The sequence below is a fragment of the Yeosuana aromativorans genome, assembly GCF_014646655.1.
Classification (GTDB): Bacteria; Bacteroidota; Bacteroidia; order Flavobacteriales; family Flavobacteriaceae; genus Yeosuana; species Yeosuana aromativorans.
Genome location: NZ_BMNR01000006.1, coordinates 62092 through 82457, shown reverse-complemented (window position 1 = coordinate 82457; position 20366 = coordinate 62092). Strand labels below are relative to the sequence as shown.

At 35.2% G+C, this 20366-nt stretch carries 16 protein-coding genes; 3 read left to right on the top strand and 13 right to left on the bottom strand.

The features are described 5' to 3' along the window. Positions 1–26: 26 nt before the first annotated feature. The 3 genes from IEW94_RS13270 to IEW94_RS13260 form a co-directional block, all read right to left on the bottom strand. Positions 27–1004 (bottom strand): DUF4837 family protein, encoded by a 978-nt coding sequence (locus IEW94_RS13270; RefSeq protein WP_188653865.1) that lies wholly within the window; start codon positions 1002–1004, stop codon positions 27–29. 105 nt (positions 1005–1109) lie between these two features. Next, positions 1110–2663 (bottom strand): lytic transglycosylase domain-containing protein, encoded by a 1554-nt coding sequence (locus IEW94_RS13265; RefSeq protein WP_188653863.1) that lies wholly within the window; start codon positions 2661–2663, stop codon positions 1110–1112. A gap of 78 nt (positions 2664–2741) precedes the next feature. After that, positions 2742–3929, bottom strand: coding sequence for a phosphoglycerate kinase (locus IEW94_RS13260; protein WP_188653861.1), 1188 nt, complete (start codon positions 3927–3929; stop codon positions 2742–2744). 285 nt (positions 3930–4214) lie between these two features. On the opposite strand from IEW94_RS13260, the gene IEW94_RS13255 reads away from it, so the two are divergent. Beyond that, the gene (locus IEW94_RS13255; RefSeq protein WP_188653859.1) at positions 4215–5369 is read left to right on the top strand and encodes a DNA polymerase III subunit; all 1155 of its coding nucleotides are present in this window, start codon (positions 4215–4217) and stop codon (positions 5367–5369) included. Between the two features lie 79 nt (positions 5370–5448). On the opposite strand, the gene IEW94_RS13250 is transcribed toward IEW94_RS13255, so the two are convergent. The 5 genes from IEW94_RS13250 to IEW94_RS13230 all read right to left on the bottom strand — a co-directional run bounded on the left by IEW94_RS13250 (position 5449) and on the right by IEW94_RS13230 (position 12830). Next, positions 5449–5964: an OmpH/Skp family outer membrane protein gene (locus tag IEW94_RS13250; protein ID WP_188653857.1), complete on the bottom strand. Its 516-nt coding sequence runs from the start codon at positions 5962–5964 to the stop codon at positions 5449–5451. Between the two features lie 221 nt (positions 5965–6185). After that, a complete protein-coding gene (locus IEW94_RS13245) occupies positions 6186–7040 on the bottom strand; it encodes a class I SAM-dependent methyltransferase (RefSeq protein ID WP_188653855.1) in 855 nt (284 codons plus the stop codon). A 65-nt stretch (positions 7041–7105) separates the two neighbouring features. Continuing rightward, positions 7106–8977, bottom strand: a complete 1872-nt coding sequence (gene mnmG / locus IEW94_RS13240) for a tRNA uridine-5-carboxymethylaminomethyl(34) synthesis enzyme MnmG (protein WP_188653853.1) — start codon at positions 8975–8977, stop codon at positions 7106–7108. Positions 8978–9091: 114 nt separating this feature from the next. Then, positions 9092–9505, bottom strand: a complete 414-nt coding sequence (gene ybeY, locus IEW94_RS13235; protein ID WP_188653851.1) for an rRNA maturation RNase YbeY — start codon at positions 9503–9505, stop codon at positions 9092–9094. Continuing rightward, a complete protein-coding gene (locus IEW94_RS13230; protein WP_188653843.1) occupies positions 9492–12830 on the bottom strand; it encodes an ABC-2 transporter permease in 3339 nt (1112 codons plus the stop codon). Before IEW94_RS13230 ends, ybeY begins: the two co-directional genes overlap by 14 nt. A 148-nt stretch (positions 12831–12978) precedes the next feature. Here IEW94_RS13230 and gltX point away from each other — a divergent pair, with 148 nt between their 5' ends. Beyond that, positions 12979–14493: a glutamate--tRNA ligase gene (gene gltX, locus IEW94_RS13225; RefSeq protein WP_188653841.1), complete on the top strand. Its 1515-nt coding sequence runs from the start codon at positions 12979–12981 to the stop codon at positions 14491–14493. On the opposite strand, the gene IEW94_RS13220 is transcribed toward gltX, so the two are convergent. After that, positions 14490–15173, bottom strand: a complete 684-nt coding sequence (locus tag IEW94_RS13220; RefSeq protein WP_188653840.1) for a hypothetical protein — start codon at positions 15171–15173, stop codon at positions 14490–14492. The two genes, gltX and IEW94_RS13220, sit on opposite strands and share 4 nt — an antisense overlap. Before the next feature lie 69 nt (positions 15174–15242). Between IEW94_RS13220 and IEW94_RS13215 the strand changes: the two genes are divergently transcribed. Then, positions 15243–16166: an SPFH domain-containing protein gene (locus IEW94_RS13215; protein WP_188653839.1), complete on the top strand. Its 924-nt coding sequence runs from the start codon at positions 15243–15245 to the stop codon at positions 16164–16166. Positions 16167–16209: 43 nt separating this feature from the next. On the opposite strand, the gene IEW94_RS13210 is transcribed toward IEW94_RS13215, so the two are convergent. The 4 genes from IEW94_RS13210 to IEW94_RS13195 form a co-directional block, all read right to left on the bottom strand. Beyond that, positions 16210–16416: a hypothetical protein gene (locus IEW94_RS13210; protein ID WP_188653838.1), complete on the bottom strand. Its 207-nt coding sequence runs from the start codon at positions 16414–16416 to the stop codon at positions 16210–16212. Positions 16417–16465: 49 nt separating this feature from the next. Next, complete coding sequence (locus IEW94_RS13205) at positions 16466–17626, bottom strand: GNAT family N-acetyltransferase (protein WP_229669525.1); 1161 nt, start codon at positions 17624–17626, stop codon at positions 16466–16468. Between the two features lie 68 nt (positions 17627–17694). Then, positions 17695–18174, bottom strand: coding sequence for a DUF1761 domain-containing protein (locus IEW94_RS13200; protein WP_188653837.1), 480 nt, complete (start codon positions 18172–18174; stop codon positions 17695–17697). Between the two features lie 80 nt (positions 18175–18254). After that, a complete protein-coding gene (locus IEW94_RS13195) occupies positions 18255–20273 on the bottom strand; it encodes a glutamine--tRNA ligase/YqeY domain fusion protein (RefSeq protein WP_188653835.1) in 2019 nt (672 codons plus the stop codon). Between the last annotated feature and the right edge of the window lie 93 nt (positions 20274–20366).

Below are 20366 nucleotides of genomic sequence, written 5' to 3'. Positions count from 1 at the left end.
GGCTTTTTTAATTTTTAACAAGTCTATTATTTAATTTTAATGGATTTGATTATTGCTTCTAATTCAAACATGTAGTCGCGTTTATCAACCGATGGCGCAAACACAAAACCTTCAATGGCTACCCACCTGTTATTGGCTTTATCATCAATTAAATAACTTACAAACGGCCCGGCCATAAAATCATTTTTAACCTCCCACATGCCTTTGGTCTCTAAAGCGGGTCTATTGTCCAGAGTTGTTTCAAAATGAAATGGTGTATAGGCATTTTCTGTTATCATGTAGGAACCATCAACACGCCCAGGAATATACGTTTTGCCAATGGAATCCCTAATTTTAATGATTTGGTTTACTACGCTATCGTTTTCATGTATGGCATTATAGGGCAGTTGGTACAACATTAAATTCATGGTGCCTGTTTTAATGTCTTTTCGAATCCAAAAAAATGATTTATCCTGTTTAGCAATTCTATAGGCCGTTGGGAATTTGATGGTTAATCCCAATTCTTTTTCAATTGGTTTGACATCATGCAATGATAAATTGATCTGTCTTTGCTTTTCTTTTAATTCTTCACTTTTAAATGCTTTGATTATTTTATCTGAATTCTCGTTGATCTCATTAATAATATCATCATTTGTAGGACCAGAAACAACAACCACTTTTTGTGGTTTGGCATACACATCATCAAGGAACTTTATAGCAGCTGTATTGCCCTTTTCTATTTTTAATACCGTCCTATTATGCGCAACAAACCCTGAAAACACGGATGGTGGTATTTGACTCATGTTAAAAATAGGCTCATCTTGAGGTAAACCATCAACCGTTGTTGCAAGTACACCTCTAATGGCTTCTCCAACACTTCCGTTCCACAAATCATTATCAACTACTACTGATACATTGTTGAATTTACCAGAGGAATCCGAAAGAATTTTGTTGTTTTTTGTTTTGTTGTCCCCGCAGCCTATGATTAATATGGCTAATGCAGTAATTAAAAAAACGTTTTTCATCTGTTTAAATTTATTTTGGTTTCAATATTCACTTGGAATTCTTAAGTAATACCTCTTAATTGATACGCCCATATATTTGGCTATGTCATGATTGAATAAGGGCGCTTATCCTTTGGATATTTTAAGTTTCATTCCAGGTTTAATATGATTACCACTAATATCGTTCCAATCTTTAATATTTTGAACAGAAACTCCAGAAAATTTTTGAGAGATACTCCATAATGAGTCTCCTTCTTTAACAGTGTATATTGTTGTGTTGCCTGATAGTGTCGTTTTTACCTGAGTTGAAGCGGAAGATGTACTGATTGGGGTGTATGGCTTTCTGGGGTAAATGGTCAATCGTTGTCCTATTTGAAGATTGTTGCTTCTTAGTCCGTTCCACTGTTTTATCTGGCTAACTCTAACGCCATATTTTCTCGCTATTCTGCCTAAAAAATCACCCGATCGTACACGGTATATTGTCTTACTATCTGCTTCAAAAAACTGTGGCAATGGTTTTTCCCGTTTGTCAAATTCTGCCTTCACATAGGCATAGATTTGATCCTCATTGTTAACAAAGGTACCTATTGCTGTTCTGGGCAAACGTAGCGTATAATTTTCGTCCTTTATATATGGAATAATATCTAATTTATAAGATGGATTTAAAAACTGAAGTGCTTCCATGTCAACACCCGTAACTTCTGAAACCTGATCAAGTGTTATCATGTGTTTAACCCTAATGGTATCTGTTTCTAAATAAGCGTATTCTGGTTTTGCTGTTTTAAAACCATGCTCTTCGGCATATTCAAAAATATACATAGTGGCTAAAAACGCTGGCAAATATCCTGCTGTTTCTCGAGGTAAGTTGTGCCTTATGTTCCAATAGTTTTGATAACCGCCTGAGCGTCTAATGGCTTTTGTGACATTTCCTGGTCCAGAGTTGTAGGCCGCCAATGCTAAATCCCAATCTCCAAAAATTTCGTACAGTTTTGATAAGTATTTTGCTGCGGCTTCCGTAGACTTAATTGGGTCACTTCGTTCATCTACATAACTGCTTACGTCCAATCCGTACATTTTACCAGTACCAAACATAAACTGCCATAAACCAGTAGCACCAACTCTAGATTTGGCTCTTGGCTTTAAGGCAGATTCCACAATGGCCAAGTACTTAATTTCAAGGGGAAGGTCATAACTATCCAATTCACGCTCAAACATAGGAAAGTAAAACGCACTCAACGCTATGAGTTTCTGCAAGGTTTCCCTACGGTTTTTTAAATAGGACTTGATGACACTTTCCAACCCTGGATTATATTCCACGTTAAAAGGTGTTTTGGCATCTAGCCTTTTAAGTCTTGCTTTAAGGGTATCTGTAGAAAGTTCGGGATACTCAACATCATCATACGTAAGTTCTGAAATAGATTTATATATGGTGTCATATAAATCGTTGCTGTACAATTCTTCCAGCCACTTTTCATCCATTGAAGCAGCATCACTGTTATCTGATAAATTTCTTATGCTGATGCTATCTATAACCGCTTTAATGGCTTTACTTGTGTATAATTGGCCATCAACCAAAGAATCGGTAATCGGTTTTTGGGGCATGGCAATGGAATCATTGGTTTGGGTATAACCAAACCCTATGTTTAGGATGAAAACTAATATAAAAATTCGCAATACCATATCTTCTTTTTGTTTATTAATGAACGATGGTATTGCGAAAATCGTATTTTTTGATTTAAATAGAAAATTTAAATGGTTTTATTCTAGAATAGCCGCAATTCCAGGTAATGTTTTTCCCTCAAGGCTTTCCAACATAGCGCCACCACCCGTACTTACATAACTTACTTTATCTTCAAACCCAAATTGTTTAACAGCTGCAACAGAATCACCACCGCCTACTAGAGAAAACGCTCCATTTTTAGTGGCTTCGGCTATGGAATTTCCTAATTCAATGGTGCCTTTTGCAAATTTTTCCATTTCAAATACACCTAACGGTCCATTCCATAAAATGGTTTTGCTTTCCATGACAATATCATGAAATATGGCAATGGATTTTGGTCCAGCATCAACGCCTTCCCATCCATCAGGAATTTTATCAATATCAACAATCTGTGTGTTGGCGTCATTACTGAATTTATCGGCAGCAACCACATCAACAGGAATATGAACTTGTACGTTTTTAGCTTTGGCTTGTTTTAAGATATCCAAAGCCAATTCTTGTTTGTCATCTTCACAAATGGAATTCCCTATTTTACCGCCTTGAGCTTTTATGAATGTGAATGACATACCGCCGCCAATTATTAAATGGTCAACCTTATCAAGAATGTTTTCTATAATGGTGATTTTTGAAGACACTTTTGCTCCACCAAGTACTGCCAATACAGGCTTCTCTCCTGTTTTTAATACTTTTTCAATGCTTTCAATTTCTTGAGCCAACAAATATCCAAAGCATTTGTTTTTTGGGAAAAATTCAGCCACAATGGTTGTTGAAGCATGCGCTCTATGTGCGGTTCCAAAAGCATCATTGACGTAAATATCTCCTAATTTAGAAAGTTGTTCAGAAAACCCTTTGTCACCAGCTTCTTCTTCTTTATGGAAACGCAAATTTTCCAACAATAAAATTTCACCTGGTTTTAAGTTAGCCGCAGCCGTTTCCGCTTTTTCTCCAACGCATTCATCAACAAATTTAATCTCTACACCCAATATGTCTTCAACTTTGTTAACAATATGTCGTAAAGAAAATTGGTCTTGAACACCTTTTGGCCGGCCTAAATGAGACATTAAAATGCAGCTACCACCATCTTCCAAAATTTTTATAATTGTTGGTTTTGCAGACACAATTCTAGTAGCATCTGTTACTTCAAACTTGTCATTTAAAGGAACGTTGAAGTCTACGCGAATCAAGGCTTTTTTATTTTCGAAATTAAAATCGTTAAGGGTTTTCATGTGTTTATGTTTTATGTTTTTTTCGTTATAAATCAATAACAGGCCATCTTTAATACTGTAAAACAATATTTTAAGAAGTTATCTGTTGCACAAATGTAACTAATTATAAAGAGCTGTAAAACGAGTTTTTTTACGAAAACGATTGAAGTGATAAAGAATTATAAAAAAACGATATTTCCTCTGTAAAAAATAAAAATTAAATAGATGTCAGATGGAACCTGTCTTATAATTTTTTTCATTTTGTTTTTAAATTTAAAAAAGAAAAAAATTATGTAGGTTTGCTTCATGCTTTTTGAAGATATACTAGGTCAGGAACACATTAAAAAACATCTTACACAAAGTGTAGATAATGGCAGAATTGCTCATGCCCAATTATTTGTGGGTCCAGAAGGTTGTGGCACTTTGCCCATGGCAATTGCTTATGCACAATACATTCTTTGTGCGAACAGCAATGGGGAAAATAACTCGGGGAATGAATCCTGTAATATAAAGTTCAATAGCTTTTCACACCCAGACCTTCATTTTGCTTTTCCGGTAACCACAAGTGATAAAGTAAAAAGCCACCCTGTATCAAACAATTATATGGATGAATGGCGCCAACTTTTAAAAGACCAGCCTTATGGTAATTTATTTGATTGGTACAAACAACTTGGTGTTGACAATAAACAAGGGCAGATAGGTGTTGATGAAGCCGTTGAAATCGTTAAGTCGCTATCCTTAAAATCCTATGAAGGTGGTTATAAGGTCATGCTCATTTGGATGGCAGAAAAAATGAACCAAGCTTGTGCCAATAAATTGTTGAAACTCATTGAAGAGCCACCCAATAAAACCATTTTTATTTTAATTGCCGAAGATGAAGAGCAAATTATAAATACCATTAAATCGCGTTGCCAAATGCTTCATTTTCCACCATTATCTGAAAATGTCATAAAAGAAGGACTTATTAAACAGTATGGATTGGAAGACTCTGTGGCTACTAAAATAGCACAGCAGTCCAACGGAAATTACAATAAAGCCTGTGACTTAATTTATCAAGATTCAGAGGATTTACAATTTGAAGAATGGTTTGTGTTCTGGATTAGAAGTGCTTTTAAGGCTAAAGGAAATAAGGCAGCCATTCACGATTTGATTAACTGGAGTGATGATATATCAAAAACAGGCAGGGAAACCCAAAAACAGTTTTTATTATTCTGTTTGAATTTTTTCAGGCAAGCTCTGTTATTGAATTATAAAGCTTCTGGATTAGTATATCTGCAACCAAAAACAGAATCTTTTAAGTTAGAAAAGTTTGCGCCCTTTGTGCATAACGCCAACATTATTGAAATAAATGAAGAGCTTGAAAATGCTGTTTATCACATTGAGAGAAATGGAAATTCAAAGATTATCTTAACAGATCTGTCTATCAAGCTAACACGCTTACTTCATAAAAAATCTGCTTAGTGGAATAGTTTTAAATAAAAAAACACCAATTTTTAGTTGGTGTTTTTTTATTTATTTAACTGTATATCAGATGTTTATACTATTTTTTATATTCTTTGTTCAAAGCATCTAAAATGGTTTGTGTCAAATCATTTTCTTCTGTTCCATACATCACGGTAGCCGCTGCATCACTTGTTCCTAAGATATAAGTATAGCCATTATTTTTTCCATAATCTTTAACAAAGTCTTTTACCTTGGCAATTATGGAGTCAATCTCAGTTTGAAATTCTTGTTGAATTTGTTGCTGTTCAGATTGCATTTGCTTTTGAAGCGTTTGCTGTTTCTGGCCTAAAGCTTGATATTTTTCCTGTTGCATTTTAGGAGACATACTTTTTACTTGTGATTGAAAGGTCTTTGCCTCTAACTGAAATGCTTGACCAATACTATCCGCACGTTTTTGAAAAGCGGCATCTTTTGCTTGATATTTTGCTTCAAGATCCTTTTTTTGTTGATACTCATTGATAACCTTGCCATTATCAACATATCCAATTTTTTGTTGTTTTTGACAAGACGAAAAAGCCAGCAACAAAACAACAGCATAAATTATATTCTTCATTTTTTTATTTTTAACATGTTGCACAAAAGTAGGAAAGTAAAAATATTTTTCCTTTTAATTATGGCGTTTTTAACACAATAAGAATAAATTATACAAAAAGATATGCTCATCATTTTTAATTATTAAAAATGACTTGAATAAAAGCGATTTAAAGCTCTAAAAAGAATTATCCATAGAAAGAGCCGTTTGTGATAGATTTGTCTCAAATACGCAGGGATAAATTAATTTTTACTGTTTTTCACAACATAAATCAAAGATGAGTACTCTTTTGACCTAATCGCTTTCAAATTTGAAAGACATCCAACACAAAATGCCCTAATAGGGTTCATGTGTCCTGTTTTATATTTTTCAGAAAGTAGGCTCACATAAAATGCATCAAACAACATGGGATATGTTTTAACAACTTCCATTTGGTTTAACATCATTAATTTATTAATTGAGGTTCTGGAAAAATGCCAAAGATGTCTTGGCACATCAAAAGCGGCCCAATACCTTTTATAAATTTTAGCATCAAAACTTTTATAATTGGGAACTGCAATTATTAACGTTCCATTGGGTTTTAATAATTTTTTAAAAAGAGCAAGATGAGTATTTAAGTCTGGCACATGTTCCAATACATGCCAAAGGGTAATTACATCAAACCGTTCCTTTTCAAATTTTAAAAACTCTTCTGATGTAAAAACCAGTTCGTCTAATTTTGAATTTGCAATTTGCCGTGCCTGGTCATTTGGCTCAACTCCAAAAACCTCCCATTCACTTTCTTTGGCTACTTTTAAAAAATCTCCTGTTCCACATCCAAAATCCAAAAGTGATATTTCGTTTTTTGAATATTTATTAATGAGTTTTAGTTTTCTTTTAAGCGTTCTCGTTTTAACTACATGATATACTTTTTCAAAGAGATTTCTTTTAGAATCTGTATGCGAAATATAGTCCTCACTTTTATAATATTCCGGTAATTTTTCTTTTGAAGGTTGTGGTGTTGTTTCTAAAAAATCAAATTCAGAATCATACAATAAATCAAATTCCTCGCCAGAAACCGAATGATCTTTTACTTTTAAAAACGCTTTTTTATTCATTAAAACAATAGATTCCTCCTTACTTAGAAATCACAAAAAAATGTGTTCCACGTGGAACGATTAAATTATCTACCCATATAAACCAACAAAACAGAAATATCATTTGGCGACACACCGCTTATTCTTGACGCTTGTGAAACCGTTGTAGGTTGAATTTTTTTAAGCTTTTCTCTAGCTTCAAAACTCATGGATTTAATTTGGGAATAATCAAAATTTTCTGGGATTTTTACGTATTCAAGGCGGCTTAATTTGTCAGCATTGTTTTTTTCCTTGGCAATATATCCGGAATATTTCACTTGAATTTCGGCTTGTTCAATTACCTCATCGTCTAAATTGTTATCTTGAATATATTGTTCAACGGCGGCAAATTTTCTAACGTCATCAATAGTAATGTTTGGTCTAGAAAAAATCTTAAACATCTTATCGGATTGTTTAACCAACGCCGAGCCTTTCGATTCTAAAACCGGATTCGCCTCCTCTGGTTTAACACTGGTATCAGCAAAAAACTGAACAAATTTTTCAGCTTCTTCGTGCTTTTGTTCCATTCGTTCTAAACGTTTCTTGCTGGCTAAACCAAGCTCGTATCCTTTTGGTGTTAAACGCAAATCGGCATTATCTTGTCGTAATAAGGTTCTGTATTCTGCACGAGATGTAAACATGCGATAAGGCTCCTCGGTTCCTTTTGTAATTAAATCATCAATCAAAACACCAATATAAGCCTCATCTCTTTTTAAGGTAAATGGATCGCGTTCTTGAACTTTTAGACTCGCATTTATACCAGCCATTAAACCTTGTGAAGCTGCTTCTTCATAACCAGTGGTTCCATTAATCTGTCCTGCAAAATATAACCCATCAACTAACTTGGTCTCTAGGGTGTGCTTTAATTGTGTGGGTGGAAAATAATCATATTCAATCGCATAACCAGGTCTAAAAAACTTAACGTTTTCAAAACCGGCTACAGAACGCAATGCTTTAAATTGAACATCTTCTGGCAAGGATGTTGAAAACCCATTTACATAAACTTCAACGGTATTCCAACCCTCAGGTTCAATAAATAATTGGTGACGATCCTTATCAGCAAAACGATTGATTTTATCTTCTATGGATGGGCAATATCGTGGTCCTAAACTTTTAATTCTTCCATTAAACATTGGTGATCTATCAAACCCTTCTCGAAGTAAATCATGCACTTCAGGACTGGTATAAGTCATAAAGCAAGACCGTTGTTTTTTTAATGGTTTAGTGACATCCAAATAAGAGAATTTTTCGGGTTTAGCATCCCCTGGTTGTTCTACCATTTTTGAATAATCCAAAGATCGGCCATCAACTCTTGGTGGCGTTCCCGTTTTCATTCTTCCAGAATCAAAACCTAAATCAACCAGTTGTTCTGTAATGCCCGTTGCTGCTTTTTCACCTGCTCTCCCGCCTCCAAAATTCTTGTCACCAATATGAATGAGCCCATTTAAAAATGTACCGTTGGTCAATACAACCGTTTTGGATTTAATTTCAACACCTAAGGATGTTTTAACGCCTACAACTTTGTTTCCTTTAATCAATAAGCCAGACACCATTTCTTGGTAAAAATCCAAATTAGGAGTCTGTTCTAGCATTAATCTCCAATCCTCTGCAAAACGCATTCGGTCACTCTGTACGCGTGGACTCCACATGGCAGGACCTTTTGATTTGTTGAGCATCTTAAATTGAATCGCCGAGGTGTCGCTTACTATGCCACTATAACCGCCAAGCGCATCAATCTCCCTGACGATTTGCCCTTTTGCAATACCACCCATGGCGGGGTTACAAGACATCTGTGCAATGTTTTGAAGGTTCATGGTAACAAGCAGTGTTTTACTTCCCATATTGGCAGCCGCAGCCGCAGCTTCGCTTCCTGCGTGCCCAGCTCCAACTACAATAACATCATATACTTCATTAAACATACTGTATGGTTTAAACCTTGTTTTTTACTTTTCTAACTTAAACTGTTCCACGTGGAACAACTGTATTTGGTATTCTTGTTCAGAAAATAATTTGCAAATATAACGTGATTTAGATTATCTACCTAATAAGGCTGTATAGTGGTCTTCCTTTTGGCGCATTATCTTGGCATCTTCATCGGTCTTGTCTTTATAACCACAGTAGTGCAAAACACCATGAACCAAAACCCTGTGTAGCTCATCTAAAAAAGACACCTTGAAATCAGAAGCGTTTTCCTTGACCCGTTCTATAGATATGAAAATATCGCCTTGTAGAATTTTTCCGACCGAATAATCAAAGCTAATTATGTCCGTTAATGTATCGTGGTTTAGAAACTCAACATTAATCTTATGCAAATAGTCGTCATCACAGAATATGTAATTGATGTCTCCTACTTTAAATCCTTCAGATATAATCACGTTAGAAACCCATGAAGAAATTTTGTCTTCTTCATTCCATGAGAACTCGGTTTCGTAGTTAAAACTTATCATCTTTACTTTTGAAATACTCTTGAACTTTCTTTTTGTACAATTCCTGCAAAGGTAATGCTTGTCTATTTAAAATTTCTGTTGAATTAAAATATTCTTTGGCCGTTGGTATTTGGTTATTTGTATTGTTGATGAACTCATTCTGATTAGATTTTGATTGACGCTTATTATCAAATCCTTGTTGAAACGTGGCATTTTCCAATTTTAACAACTGATGCTGTAGCTCAATCATTTTTTGAAGGGTTTGATTGTTGAAGCCTTTATTGAGCAAATCCATTTCAACTTCTTCCATTTTTTTTAACAGATTATCTCCGTTGCCCGTCTTACCTTCTTTGGCCAGTTTGTCTTCAAGAGCTTGTCTTAATTCTTCTTGCTTTTGATATATTTGATACAGTAACTGGTTTGTTGAGTCATTGTCTCCGTCTCCTTCTTGTTTTTCCGTTCCGTCTTTGCCGCTTTTGCCTTCTTTTCCGTCTTGTGGCTTCCCTTGTTCATCTTTTTTGAGACCGTCCTGCATCATCTTATTAAGCTCTTCCTGATTCATAATTATATCGGGTAATTGCATATCAGCGTCTCCTTGACCTTGACCTGGTGATGGATTTAATTGTTCATTCATATTATCTAAAACATCACTCAAAAAATTTGATAAATTATTTGCTGCCGTTATGGTGAATTGTTGATTGGAAATACCTTGCACCATTTGGTTTTCTGCGAATTGATCTAAACTTTTATCAATATTAAAGTACACTTCTGAAATCTCTTTATTGACAGTTTCCGACAGTTTAGGTTCTCTTAAGGACAAGGCAAAAAGACTATCATCAATATGCTTGAAATGTTCCTTTAAGTCGCTTTGCTTTCTCAAGTAAGCAGCATATTTATTGTGATTAATTTCAATGGTTTTAAACTGATTCATTAGTGCTTCCTGATCAAATGAAAAAAGCAGAAGATTATCTAAAATCTGTCTGAGCATATCAACATCTTCTTGCATTTGTTCGCCACTGCTAGCCTGCATGGCTTGCGCCATTTTATTGCTCATTTGCTTCATCTTCATAGCGGCCTTTTTCTGGCTAGTTTTGGCCTTGGTTTTACTTTGTTGATTTTGTTGCTGGTCTTGGCTTTGTTTTTGTTTTTCTAACTCATCAGAAGCCTTTTGTTGGTTCTCATCAACCTCTCTTTCGTCTAACTTGTCCCGAGGTATTTCCAAAGGTTTCTTTAGTGCTTTGTTGTCTTTCTCAAGTTGATCCATTTGCTTTTTAAAATCTTCAAAAGCCTTGTTCAGTTCATCTTGGCTTTCCTTGGTGTTTACATCATCTGGTTCATCAGACAGTTTCTCTTGCTCGTTAGACAAACCCTCTAATTGTTGCTGTTGCTTTTCAAGTTTTTTGGCCACATAAAAGCGCTTTGTTAATTCCAGTAGTTGCTCTAAACTTCGTTTTTTGTTTTTGTTTTGTTTGGCTAGCTCATCCAACTTTTGGGTGAACTCTTCTTTGTTTATCTTGTCTTGCAATTTTTGAAGTTCTTCCAATAGCTTTTCATCCTCTTTTAACTGTTCCTCATTTTCCTGTAATCGTTTTTCAAGGTCATTTTTGAAGGTATCTTCTTTTGGTTGGTCCTTTTGAAATTCTTTAAGGTTATCTTTCAGTTCTTTGTTGAAATTTTTCATCAAATCATCTTGCTGCTTCTGACGTTTGAAAAAAGATTCCAGCTTCTTTTTATCATTAAAATTTAACTCAGATTTTTCCTTTTGTGTTTTAGAAAGTTCTTCTAGTTGCTTGTCTTGTTCATCGAATGTTTTCAAAGACTTGTTTAAGTCCTTGATAGTTTCGCTTTGTTCATTTAGCTGTTTTTGCTCTTCCTCTTCTTTGGTTCGTTTTCTATAAGTGAACACTGGACTTTTTGTGCTTTTATAATGATGTAATGCATCATTGTCAAATACCTGGAAATATAAACTATAAGGTATACCCTCCTCTATTTTTAAATCATTGGGAAAAGCCGTGATAAATTCTGAAATATTGGAAGACGAAACTGGGATAGCTTGATATTGCTTATCGGAGTCGTTATCTGTTGGATAATATACCAATTGTAACTTACTAAACCCATAATCATCACTGGCTTGCCCATAAAAATAAAGGGTCTGTAAGTCTACACTATCCGTTTCCATTTTAATGTTAAGTTCAGGGCTTTGATCCTTTATCACAGCAATGTTGAACGACAGATTTTCATAATGCTTCAAGTGATTGTTACTTGTGCTTATACTATAGTTTAGGTCATTATAAATGCTTTTGGACAACTGAAATCCACCGGAATCCTTTTTTAAAAATGACAGTGTATCTAAGGCAAACATTTGAACAGTATCCGTTGCCTTGGTGTTGAGCAGCCAAGTAATGGATGTGCCTTCCGGAACATTGGCATTACCTGTGCTTTTAAGTGTTTCAGATGGCTTATTGATATACTTTGGATAGTTTAAAAGCATTTCAAAACTCAATAAAGATGGCGACTGAATAACTTGCAATTCATACGGTCTTGAGGTTACATTGTTAGCGGATAATTGAAAACGAATATTATCTCTTGGCTGTGAAAACACATACTCAAACTCACCAACCTGTTTTTGTTGCAACAAATACGACTCATTGTTGTAATGTATCTCTACGTTTTCAGGAATTACCTCTCCCGAAACGGTTAAGTGCAATTTAAAATCTGTGTTCTCAATGGCATTTAAATCGTTATTAACAACATAAAACTGAAAGGGCGCTGGCGGTTCATAAGCCGTTCTGTAGTGCACAACCCTTTCAAAACTGTCACTAAACAGATTAAAATTCCCAGATAAAACAGCTATTAATATGATTGCCAGTGGAATAGCTGCATATTTTAAGTATTTTAAATTGGTTTTAAAATTGATGGCCAACTTAAACGGAATCGGACTCAATTCCGCTGACTTCTGACTGATACTGGCTAACAGTAATTCTGATTTGATAGGATCTTTATGAAGTTGCAAAACATTAAGAAGCTTGTCATTAACTTGAGGAAAATGCTTTCCTATAATTTTTGATGCGTCTTCATAATTGATGCCTTCTTGCAGCTTGAACAACTTAGCAACAGGAATGATAATGAACTTTATAATTAAAGCCAGTTCAACACCCACAAACAACCAAAACAAAATGGTTCGAAATGTTGAGTTAAGCCATAAAACATATTCAATAAAAAGAGTGCATAAAAAATACAATAACCCAATGGCAAAAAACATAATAGTGCCTTTTATGAGTTCATTGGTGTAGTACTTTTTAATAAAGCCCTCTAGTTTTGATTGTATGTTTTTAAATTCATCCATGCCTATTGCATTATAACATACGAAATTACAATTTTATTTTATGCCATAATTGACTATTTTCCAATAAACATGTTCCACGTGAAATGATAAGCGCATAATTATTCCTATTCATAAATATCCTTTTATCTTTGCACCAAAACAACAAAGCATGAGTAATACTGTTCGTGTGCGTTTTGCACCAAGCCCAACGGGTCCACTTCACATTGGTGGTGTTCGTACGGCCCTATTCAACTATTTATTTGCAAAAAAACATAACGGAACCTTTATCTTAAGAATAGAAGATACGGATCAAAACCGATATGTTGAAGGTGCAGAACAATATATTGTTGATGCTTTAAATTGGTGTAATATCCCTTTTGATGAAGGCCCAGGAAAAAATGAAAAATTTGGTCCTTACAGACAAAGCGAACGGAAGGATATTTATGCAGACTATGCCAAACAGTTGATTGATTCTGGCCATGCTTACTATGCTTTTGATACTGCTGAGGAACTGGATTTTCACAGAAAAGATCATGAAGCTAAAGGCAAAACGTTTATTTACAATTGGCATAACAGAGAAAAATTAACCAATTCTATTTCGCTTTCTAAAGAAAACGTTGAAAAAAAGCTTGCTAATGGTGTGGACTACGTCATTCGATTTAAATCGCCGAAAGATGAAACCCTTCATTTAACAGATATTATTCGAGGTTATATAAAAATTGACACCAATATTTTAGACGATAAAGTCTTGTTCAAAAGCGACGGCATGCCCACCTATCACCTAGCCAATATTGTTGATGACCATTTAATGGAAATCACGCATGTTATTCGTGGTGAAGAATGGTTGCCCTCATTGGCGTTACACCAACAATTATACACAGCATTTGGCTGGAACGCTCCAGAATTTGCTCATCTACCTTTAATTTTAAAGCCAACGGGTAAAGGCAAACTTAGTAAACGCGATGGCGATAAAATGGGATTCCCTGTTTTTCCTTTGGAATGGGTTGACCCACAAACAAAAGACGTGTCAAAAGGTTACAAAGAAGAAGGTTATTTTGCAGAGTCAGTTGTAAATTTTTTGGCGCTTTTAGGCTGGAACCCTGGAACCGAACAAGAAATTTTCTCTTTACATGAATTGGTAAATGCTTTTGAGCTGGAACGCGTTCATAAAGCCGGTGCACGTTTTGATCCTGAAAAAATAAAGTGGTTTAATCATCATTACATGCAAGAGCAAAATAACACTCAATTAGCTGAATTATTTAAAGCTCAGCACAGCAGTAAACTAAACAGTATTGATATAGGCTACATTGCATTGGTAATTGGGCTTATTAAAGAACGGGCAACTTTTGTGTCTGATTTTTGGGAGTTAAGCCATTACTTTTTTAAAGCGCCGGAAACCTATGATGAAAAAGCGGTCAAAAAAGCTTTTAAGGACGATACAGCGGCTTTAATGATTGCGTTGGTAGATATCATTCAACACGTATCAGAATTTACGGCAATGAATCTTCAAACTCAAATAAAAAACTGGATTACATCAAAAGAAATAGGATTTGGTAAAGTTATGATGCCGCTTCGTTTAGCACTTGTTGGAGCGTTACAAGGTCCCGATGTGTTTGAAATCATGTTTATGATAGGTAAGACCGAAACCATAAACCGCATAGAAAAGGCAATAAACTCAATTTAAAAAACAATCATAGCGCCTAAGGCAAGCATGGATTGATGTCCTTTAAAACTGCCTTCAGATCCATTTGTGTCAAGAGATTGACTGTTCAATTTGCTTAGTATATTGGTAAAACCATAAATGTATTGAGCCTTGAGCCTAAAAAAGCCAAAGCCGGCAGATGCGCCTATGGCTCCATTCACATTAAATTGCGAAATACTACTGATATCTTTCGCCAATAACGTATTATAATTGTTTATAAAATAGCTTTCTTTTGAATTGTCTTTTAATTCCATTTTACCGTTGTATTGCAACATGGGGCCACCATCAATAGTTAAATAATCTTCTATGATTTTAATATGCCCCAATAACGCAATCTGGGCCGTTAACAGTTTGTAGTCAACAAACACATCTTCTGTACTAATGGCATTTGGCCTTGCCAAGACACCTATGTTATTTTGTGAAAGCTGCATGCCAAAACTCATGTTATACCATCGGTTTGGGATATCAACTGTAGCTAATAAGCCTCCCAAAAAACCATCTTCTTGTTTAGTTGTGAAGTTATTGGTAATAATATCAAATTTGGTAACCGCAGCAGAAATTCCAATACCGTTTCTAATATGATAATTTGCATGTTGAGAGAAACCTGTTGTAACAAAACATATACAGATAGCTACTAATAAAATAAGTTCTTTGTTCTTCATTATAATGTGATTGCGGCAAATATAACTTAAATTAGTATTTTATTCTTTTAACCATTTAAAAATACATTTATGAACTTCTTTTTCATCCCCATTATTTTTCTAGGAGTAATAATATTGTTATCCTCCTTTTTTACTGTTAAACAACAGTCAGCAGCCATTATTGAGCGTTTTGGAAAATTTCTAAGTATTCGCCATTCAGGATTACAAATGAAAATTCCAATCATAGACCGTGTTGCAGGTAGATTGAGTTTAAAAATTCAACAATTAGACGTTATCATTGAAACCAAAACGTTGGACGACGTATTTGTAAAACTTAAAGTTTCTGTTCAATACAAAGTGATTCCAGAAAAAGTATATGATGCCTTTTATAAACTGGATTATCCGCACGAACAAATCACTTCGTATGTGTTTGACGTGGTAAGAGCCGAAGTGCCAAAAATGAAATTGGATGATGTATTTGTAAAAAAAGATGATATCGCCATTGCCGTTAAAACCGAATTGAACGATGCCATGATGGAATATGGTTATGACATTATAAAAACATTGGTAACAGATATTGATCCAGATGCACAAGTAAAAGCCGCCATGAACCGGATTAACGCCGCTGATAGAGAAAAAACAGCTGCCCAATATGAAGGTGATGCAGCCCGTATTTTAATTGTTGAAAAAGCAAAAGCTGAAGCCGAAAGCAAACGTTTACAAGGTCAAGGTATTGCCGATCAACGTAGGGAAATTGCACGTGGACTGGAAGAATCAGTAGATGTTTTAAACAGAGTTGGCATCAATTCACAAGAAGCCTCTGCCCTAATTGTTGTGACCCAACATTATGATACGTTGCAATCACTCGGACAAGAAACTAATAGCAACCTAATTTTATTGCCCAATTCCCCACAAGCTGGGAGTAACATGCTAAATGATATGGTGGCCAGTTTTACGGCCAGTAATCAAATAGGCGAAGCCATCAAAGAAGCTAAAAACAAAAAGAAACAATAAAAGCTTAAATACTCTAGAGGTCTCGATATGTATATCGGGACCTTTATTTATGCTCTTTTTTATATTTTTCAATTAAACTGGTCAAGCTATCCAAATACTCCTGAAGTGTTTCAATACCAATTTTTGGGTTTTTAAAATTGGGAATGGTTATCGGGTTTTCATTTAGATACTTGTCAAGTTCAGGATAGTCTGTTTCTATCTTCCTTTTTACTTTATTTATTTCCGTAAGTAATTCTTCTGCTTTTTTCATCATGCTATAATTTAGTGAAAATTAGTCAAAAAAGCAAAAATTGGAAAGGTTAATCCTTAAGAAATGGGTGCCGTTCCTGCCATTTTTGTGTTGGATTCATAAAACGGAAAATATACTTAAACAGCGTATTCATTACTAAATTATTGTGCTTTAAATACATAAACATGGGCTCTGGTTTAGCACCAACAGAACTTTTAATTTCCATGGCGGTCCTGGCATATATAACTGAAGAGAAGTTGTTTTCAATACCAAATTTGGCCATGTCATAAAGCATATTCAAATACAATTGATTATTATATTGATGGTTTTCATCATAGCCCAGAAAATATGTTTCTAACGATTTGTTGTTGCATAGTAGTGTAAAAAACCCAATCAGTTCATCATGATAATAATATCCAAAAACCTTAAAACTATCCTTAAGCTCTTTTTTTAGTTGGTAAAAATGGTTTTGAGGTAAGACAAAGGTGTTGAAATCAGCATTTTTGCAAACATTTAAGTATAATGCATGCAATTGGTTAGAGTAGCTTTCAACAGCGTTAATGTGCAGTTCTTCACACCTTATACCACTTCTTTTTTTCCTTGCTCGCTTATATCGGGTTTTATATTTTGAATTTAAACTGGCCACATAATCGTCCATGTGTTTCCAGTTTGGCAGTATAGGCATAATCATGTTGGGCTGCACAGCAACTTGATGTAGTTTATGTGAATCAAACACGTGCTTGGCTTGATGAATTTGATCATTCTTAAAAAAGTCTTTTAACAACACCGCATGGATTTTTTTGTTGTATTGTATTTTAATCAGTCGCTCAAGCTCATTAAACGCCTTAAAAACCTGCTCAAAAAACTCTATTTGTGTTATGCTTTTTTGATTAAAATACATGGCATGTTGTCCTGTATGGGTTAAATTCCCAAGCACCAAAACATGTCCTTTTAACAATTTGGCAAGATTGTTTTTAAGAACATCCTTAAAACAACTTTCAGCTTTTAGCCTAAACATATCTTTTAAATACAACCGAACATGCTGGATTAAACCAACGCCTATCAATTCACCATCTTTAAAGACCCCTAAATAAAAACATTGAATGTTATTTGGTGGAGCCTTTTCCAATGCCATTAAATAGTTGGATTGCAAAAACACATCGTGTTTCACGATGACATCCCAATTTTCAGGAAGTTCTTTACAAGACCTATAAATGCGATATGTGTTCAAATCAAAAATGAAAAAAGACCGAAGTTAAAACACTTCAGTCTTTCATATTGTTAATTAATTACAAAATTTTATCTCCAACCACAAATAATGGCGCCCATGACGGTCAAAGTAACAATCCAATAGCCACTATTTATCAAGATATATTTAGCGCCTTTGCGCTCAAATAAGGCATTTGTACCTAAAATTGGCAATGCTATAAAAATACCTGATAACAATCCATGAAAAGCTCCGTGTTTATATGTTCTAAAGGCATCGCCATAATCAGCCATAAAAGCTGTATAAGATTGTAATTCTCCCAAATCGCCTTTGGTTAAACTCATCGCTCCCATTTGGTGAATGACCAAAACAGGCATTGTAACAGCCAACATAAGCGCAAACAATAAGGCCATACCAAAAATCTTGGCCATATTACCACCTTTAATTTGTTCTTCGGTCATACCGGCAGCATGCATCCAAGCATTGCCAAACACTTTTGGATTGTACCAAATAAAGCCAACAACCAGTGCAGAAACCGCTGCAACAAGAATTGCTAAAAAATTCATTTCCATATTATATTAGTTTTAGTTTGAAGTTAAATATAACTAAAATTCCAATATCTTATATATTTATGAATTTGTAAATGAGCTGTTTATATGTTTTGTGCTTCGGCCACCAACAAGCTATTACTATCAGCTAAGGCGTTTTCAATAAAGGCTTCAATATCTGAGTTTTTTTCTAAACCTTGCTTAAGCAAAACTCCTAAGGTTATCATAACAGCTATTCGTGTACCTGTCTTTTTTGCGGCTGTATTGAATAATGGTGCAAGCTCTTCATAAGTCACGCCTTCTGCTAGCTTTTGTATCTCTGCCTTAACCTTGATTTGTTTAGCTTCAGGAAGATTGGTATATTTTTTTCCCAGTTGCTGAATTATATCAATAGCCTTACGTTCCGTTTGGTTTGATTGCTTCTGATTGTTTGGCGCTTGGTTTGTAGGTTCTTGTTTTGCCCAAGAATCACGTAAGCCAACCGTTTTATTAAAGACCAAATGATTGGGTGTAAAATCATCATCAACATTAAAATAGCCTATCCGTTGGAACTGAAACCGCTCTCCTACTTTAACAGTTGCTAAGCTAGGCTCTACATAAGCTTCAACAATTTTTAAGGATTCTGGATTGAGGAATTCCATAAAGTCTTTGTCTTGATGGCCATCTGGTGCTTCATCCATGAACAACCGGTCATACTCTCTTACTTCTGCTTTAAGCGCATGTTTTATAGATACCCAATGGAGCGTTCCTTTTACTTTGCGTAAACTGGCTTCCGTTCCGCTTCCACTTAAACTAGCTTCATCATAGGTACAATGGATTTCCATAATAGTTCCCGAAGCATCCTTAACAACAGATTCACCTTTGATGATATAAGCGTTTTTAAGGCGGACTTCTTTACCTAAAGTCAATCTAAAGTATTTGCTGTTGGCTTGTTCTTTAAAATCGTCTCTTTCAATGTACAGATACTTTGAAAAAGGTACTTCTCTAAAACCGGCGCTTTCATCTTCTTGATTGTTCTCTGCTTCAAGCCATTCTTCCTTATCCTCAGGATAATTGGTAATAACCAGTTTTACCGGATCTAAAACAGCCATAACCCGTGGTGCGGATTTGTTTAAATCCTCTCGAATACAAAATTCCAACAACGACACGTCAATCACATTATCGCGTTTGGCAACACCTACGGTTTCCACAAATTTTCTAATGGCTGCTGGTGTATAGCCTCTACGTCTCAATCCCGAAATGGTTGGCATCCTAGGATCATCCCAACCAGTTACAATTCTATCTTCAACCAGTTGTAACAACTTACGCTTACTCATAATGGTATAGCTTAAGTTTAAACGCGCAAACTCTCGTTGTTTAGGTCTTATGTTTCCTGCTTGTACAACTTGGTCTAAAAACCAATCGTAAAGCTCTCTGTGCGGTTTAAATTCCAACGAACACAATGAATGCGAAATAGACTCTATATAATCACTTTCCCCATGTGTCCAGTCATACATTGGGTATATGCACCAAGTATCAGCCGTTCTATGGTGATGTTTTTTTATGATGCGATACATAATAGGATCGCGCATCAACATATTGGGGTGTTGCATATCAATTTTGGCGCGAAGAATATGGGCACCTTCCTCAAACTCACCATTTTTCATGCGCATGAACAAATCAAGGTTTTCGGCTACGCTTCTATTTCTGTAAGGCCCGTCAACACCAGGTTGGGTTGGTGTGCCTTTTTGCTCAGCCATCGCATCAGACGATTGTGAATCCACATATGCTTTTCCTTGTTTAATCAACATAACGGCCCAATCAAAGAGCTGCTGAAAATAATCTGAAGAATACAATTCCTTGTCCCAAGAATACCCTAACCACGCAATATCCTTTTTTATGGCATCAACATATTCTTGTTCTTCTTTTGCTGGATTGGTGTCATCAAAACGAAGATTAACCGGAGCATTGTATTTTTCACCCAAACCAAAACTGATACCAATGGCTTTGGTGTGCCCAATATGCAAATATCCGTTAGGTTCTGGCGGAAAACGAAAACGCAGGTCGTTTGTTTTCATTCCGTTGGCTAAATCTTCTTCTATAATTTGCTCAATAAAATTGAGTGATTTTCTTTCTTCAGACATAAAAAATGCGGTTTGGCCTTTATAATTTGAAACTGATAGTATTAATCAAAAAATATTGTGCAAAATTAGGTAATTTTGCGGACTTAAAATGCC

Excerpts from the sequence above, each read along its gene's own strand:
- IEW94_RS13270 (WP_188653865.1), bottom strand. The coding sequence starts at position 1,004 with ATGAAAAACGTTTTTTTAATTACTGCATTAGCCATATTAATCATAGGC.
- IEW94_RS13265 (WP_188653863.1), bottom strand. The coding sequence starts at position 2,663 with ATGGTATTGCGAATTTTTATATTAGTTTTCATCCTAAACATAGGGTTT.
- IEW94_RS13260 (WP_188653861.1), bottom strand. The coding sequence starts at position 3,929 with ATGAAAACCCTTAACGATTTTAATTTCGAAAATAAAAAAGCCTTGATT.
- IEW94_RS13255 (WP_188653859.1), top strand. The coding sequence starts at position 4,215 with ATGCTTTTTGAAGATATACTAGGTCAGGAACACATTAAAAAACATCTT.
- IEW94_RS13250 (WP_188653857.1), bottom strand. The coding sequence starts at position 5,964 with ATGAAGAATATAATTTATGCTGTTGTTTTGTTGCTGGCTTTTTCGTCT.
- IEW94_RS13245 (WP_188653855.1), bottom strand. The coding sequence starts at position 7,040 with ATGAATAAAAAAGCGTTTTTAAAAGTAAAAGATCATTCGGTTTCTGGC.
- mnmG (WP_188653853.1), bottom strand. The coding sequence starts at position 8,977 with ATGTTTAATGAAGTATATGATGTTATTGTAGTTGGAGCTGGGCACGCA.
- ybeY (WP_188653851.1), bottom strand. The coding sequence starts at position 9,505 with ATGATAAGTTTTAACTACGAAACCGAGTTCTCATGGAATGAAGAAGAC.
- IEW94_RS13230 (WP_188653843.1), bottom strand. The coding sequence starts at position 12,830 with ATGGATGAATTTAAAAACATACAATCAAAACTAGAGGGCTTTATTAAA.
- gltX (WP_188653841.1), top strand. The coding sequence starts at position 12,979 with ATGAGTAATACTGTTCGTGTGCGTTTTGCACCAAGCCCAACGGGTCCA.
- IEW94_RS13220 (WP_188653840.1), bottom strand. The coding sequence starts at position 15,173 with ATGAAGAACAAAGAACTTATTTTATTAGTAGCTATCTGTATATGTTTT.
- IEW94_RS13215 (WP_188653839.1), top strand. The coding sequence starts at position 15,243 with ATGAACTTCTTTTTCATCCCCATTATTTTTCTAGGAGTAATAATATTG.
- IEW94_RS13210 (WP_188653838.1), bottom strand. The coding sequence starts at position 16,416 with ATGAAAAAAGCAGAAGAATTACTTACGGAAATAAATAAAGTAAAAAGG.
- IEW94_RS13200 (WP_188653837.1), bottom strand. The coding sequence starts at position 18,174 with ATGGAAATGAATTTTTTAGCAATTCTTGTTGCAGCGGTTTCTGCACTG.
- IEW94_RS13195 (WP_188653835.1), bottom strand. The coding sequence starts at position 20,273 with ATGTCTGAAGAAAGAAAATCACTCAATTTTATTGAGCAAATTATAGAA.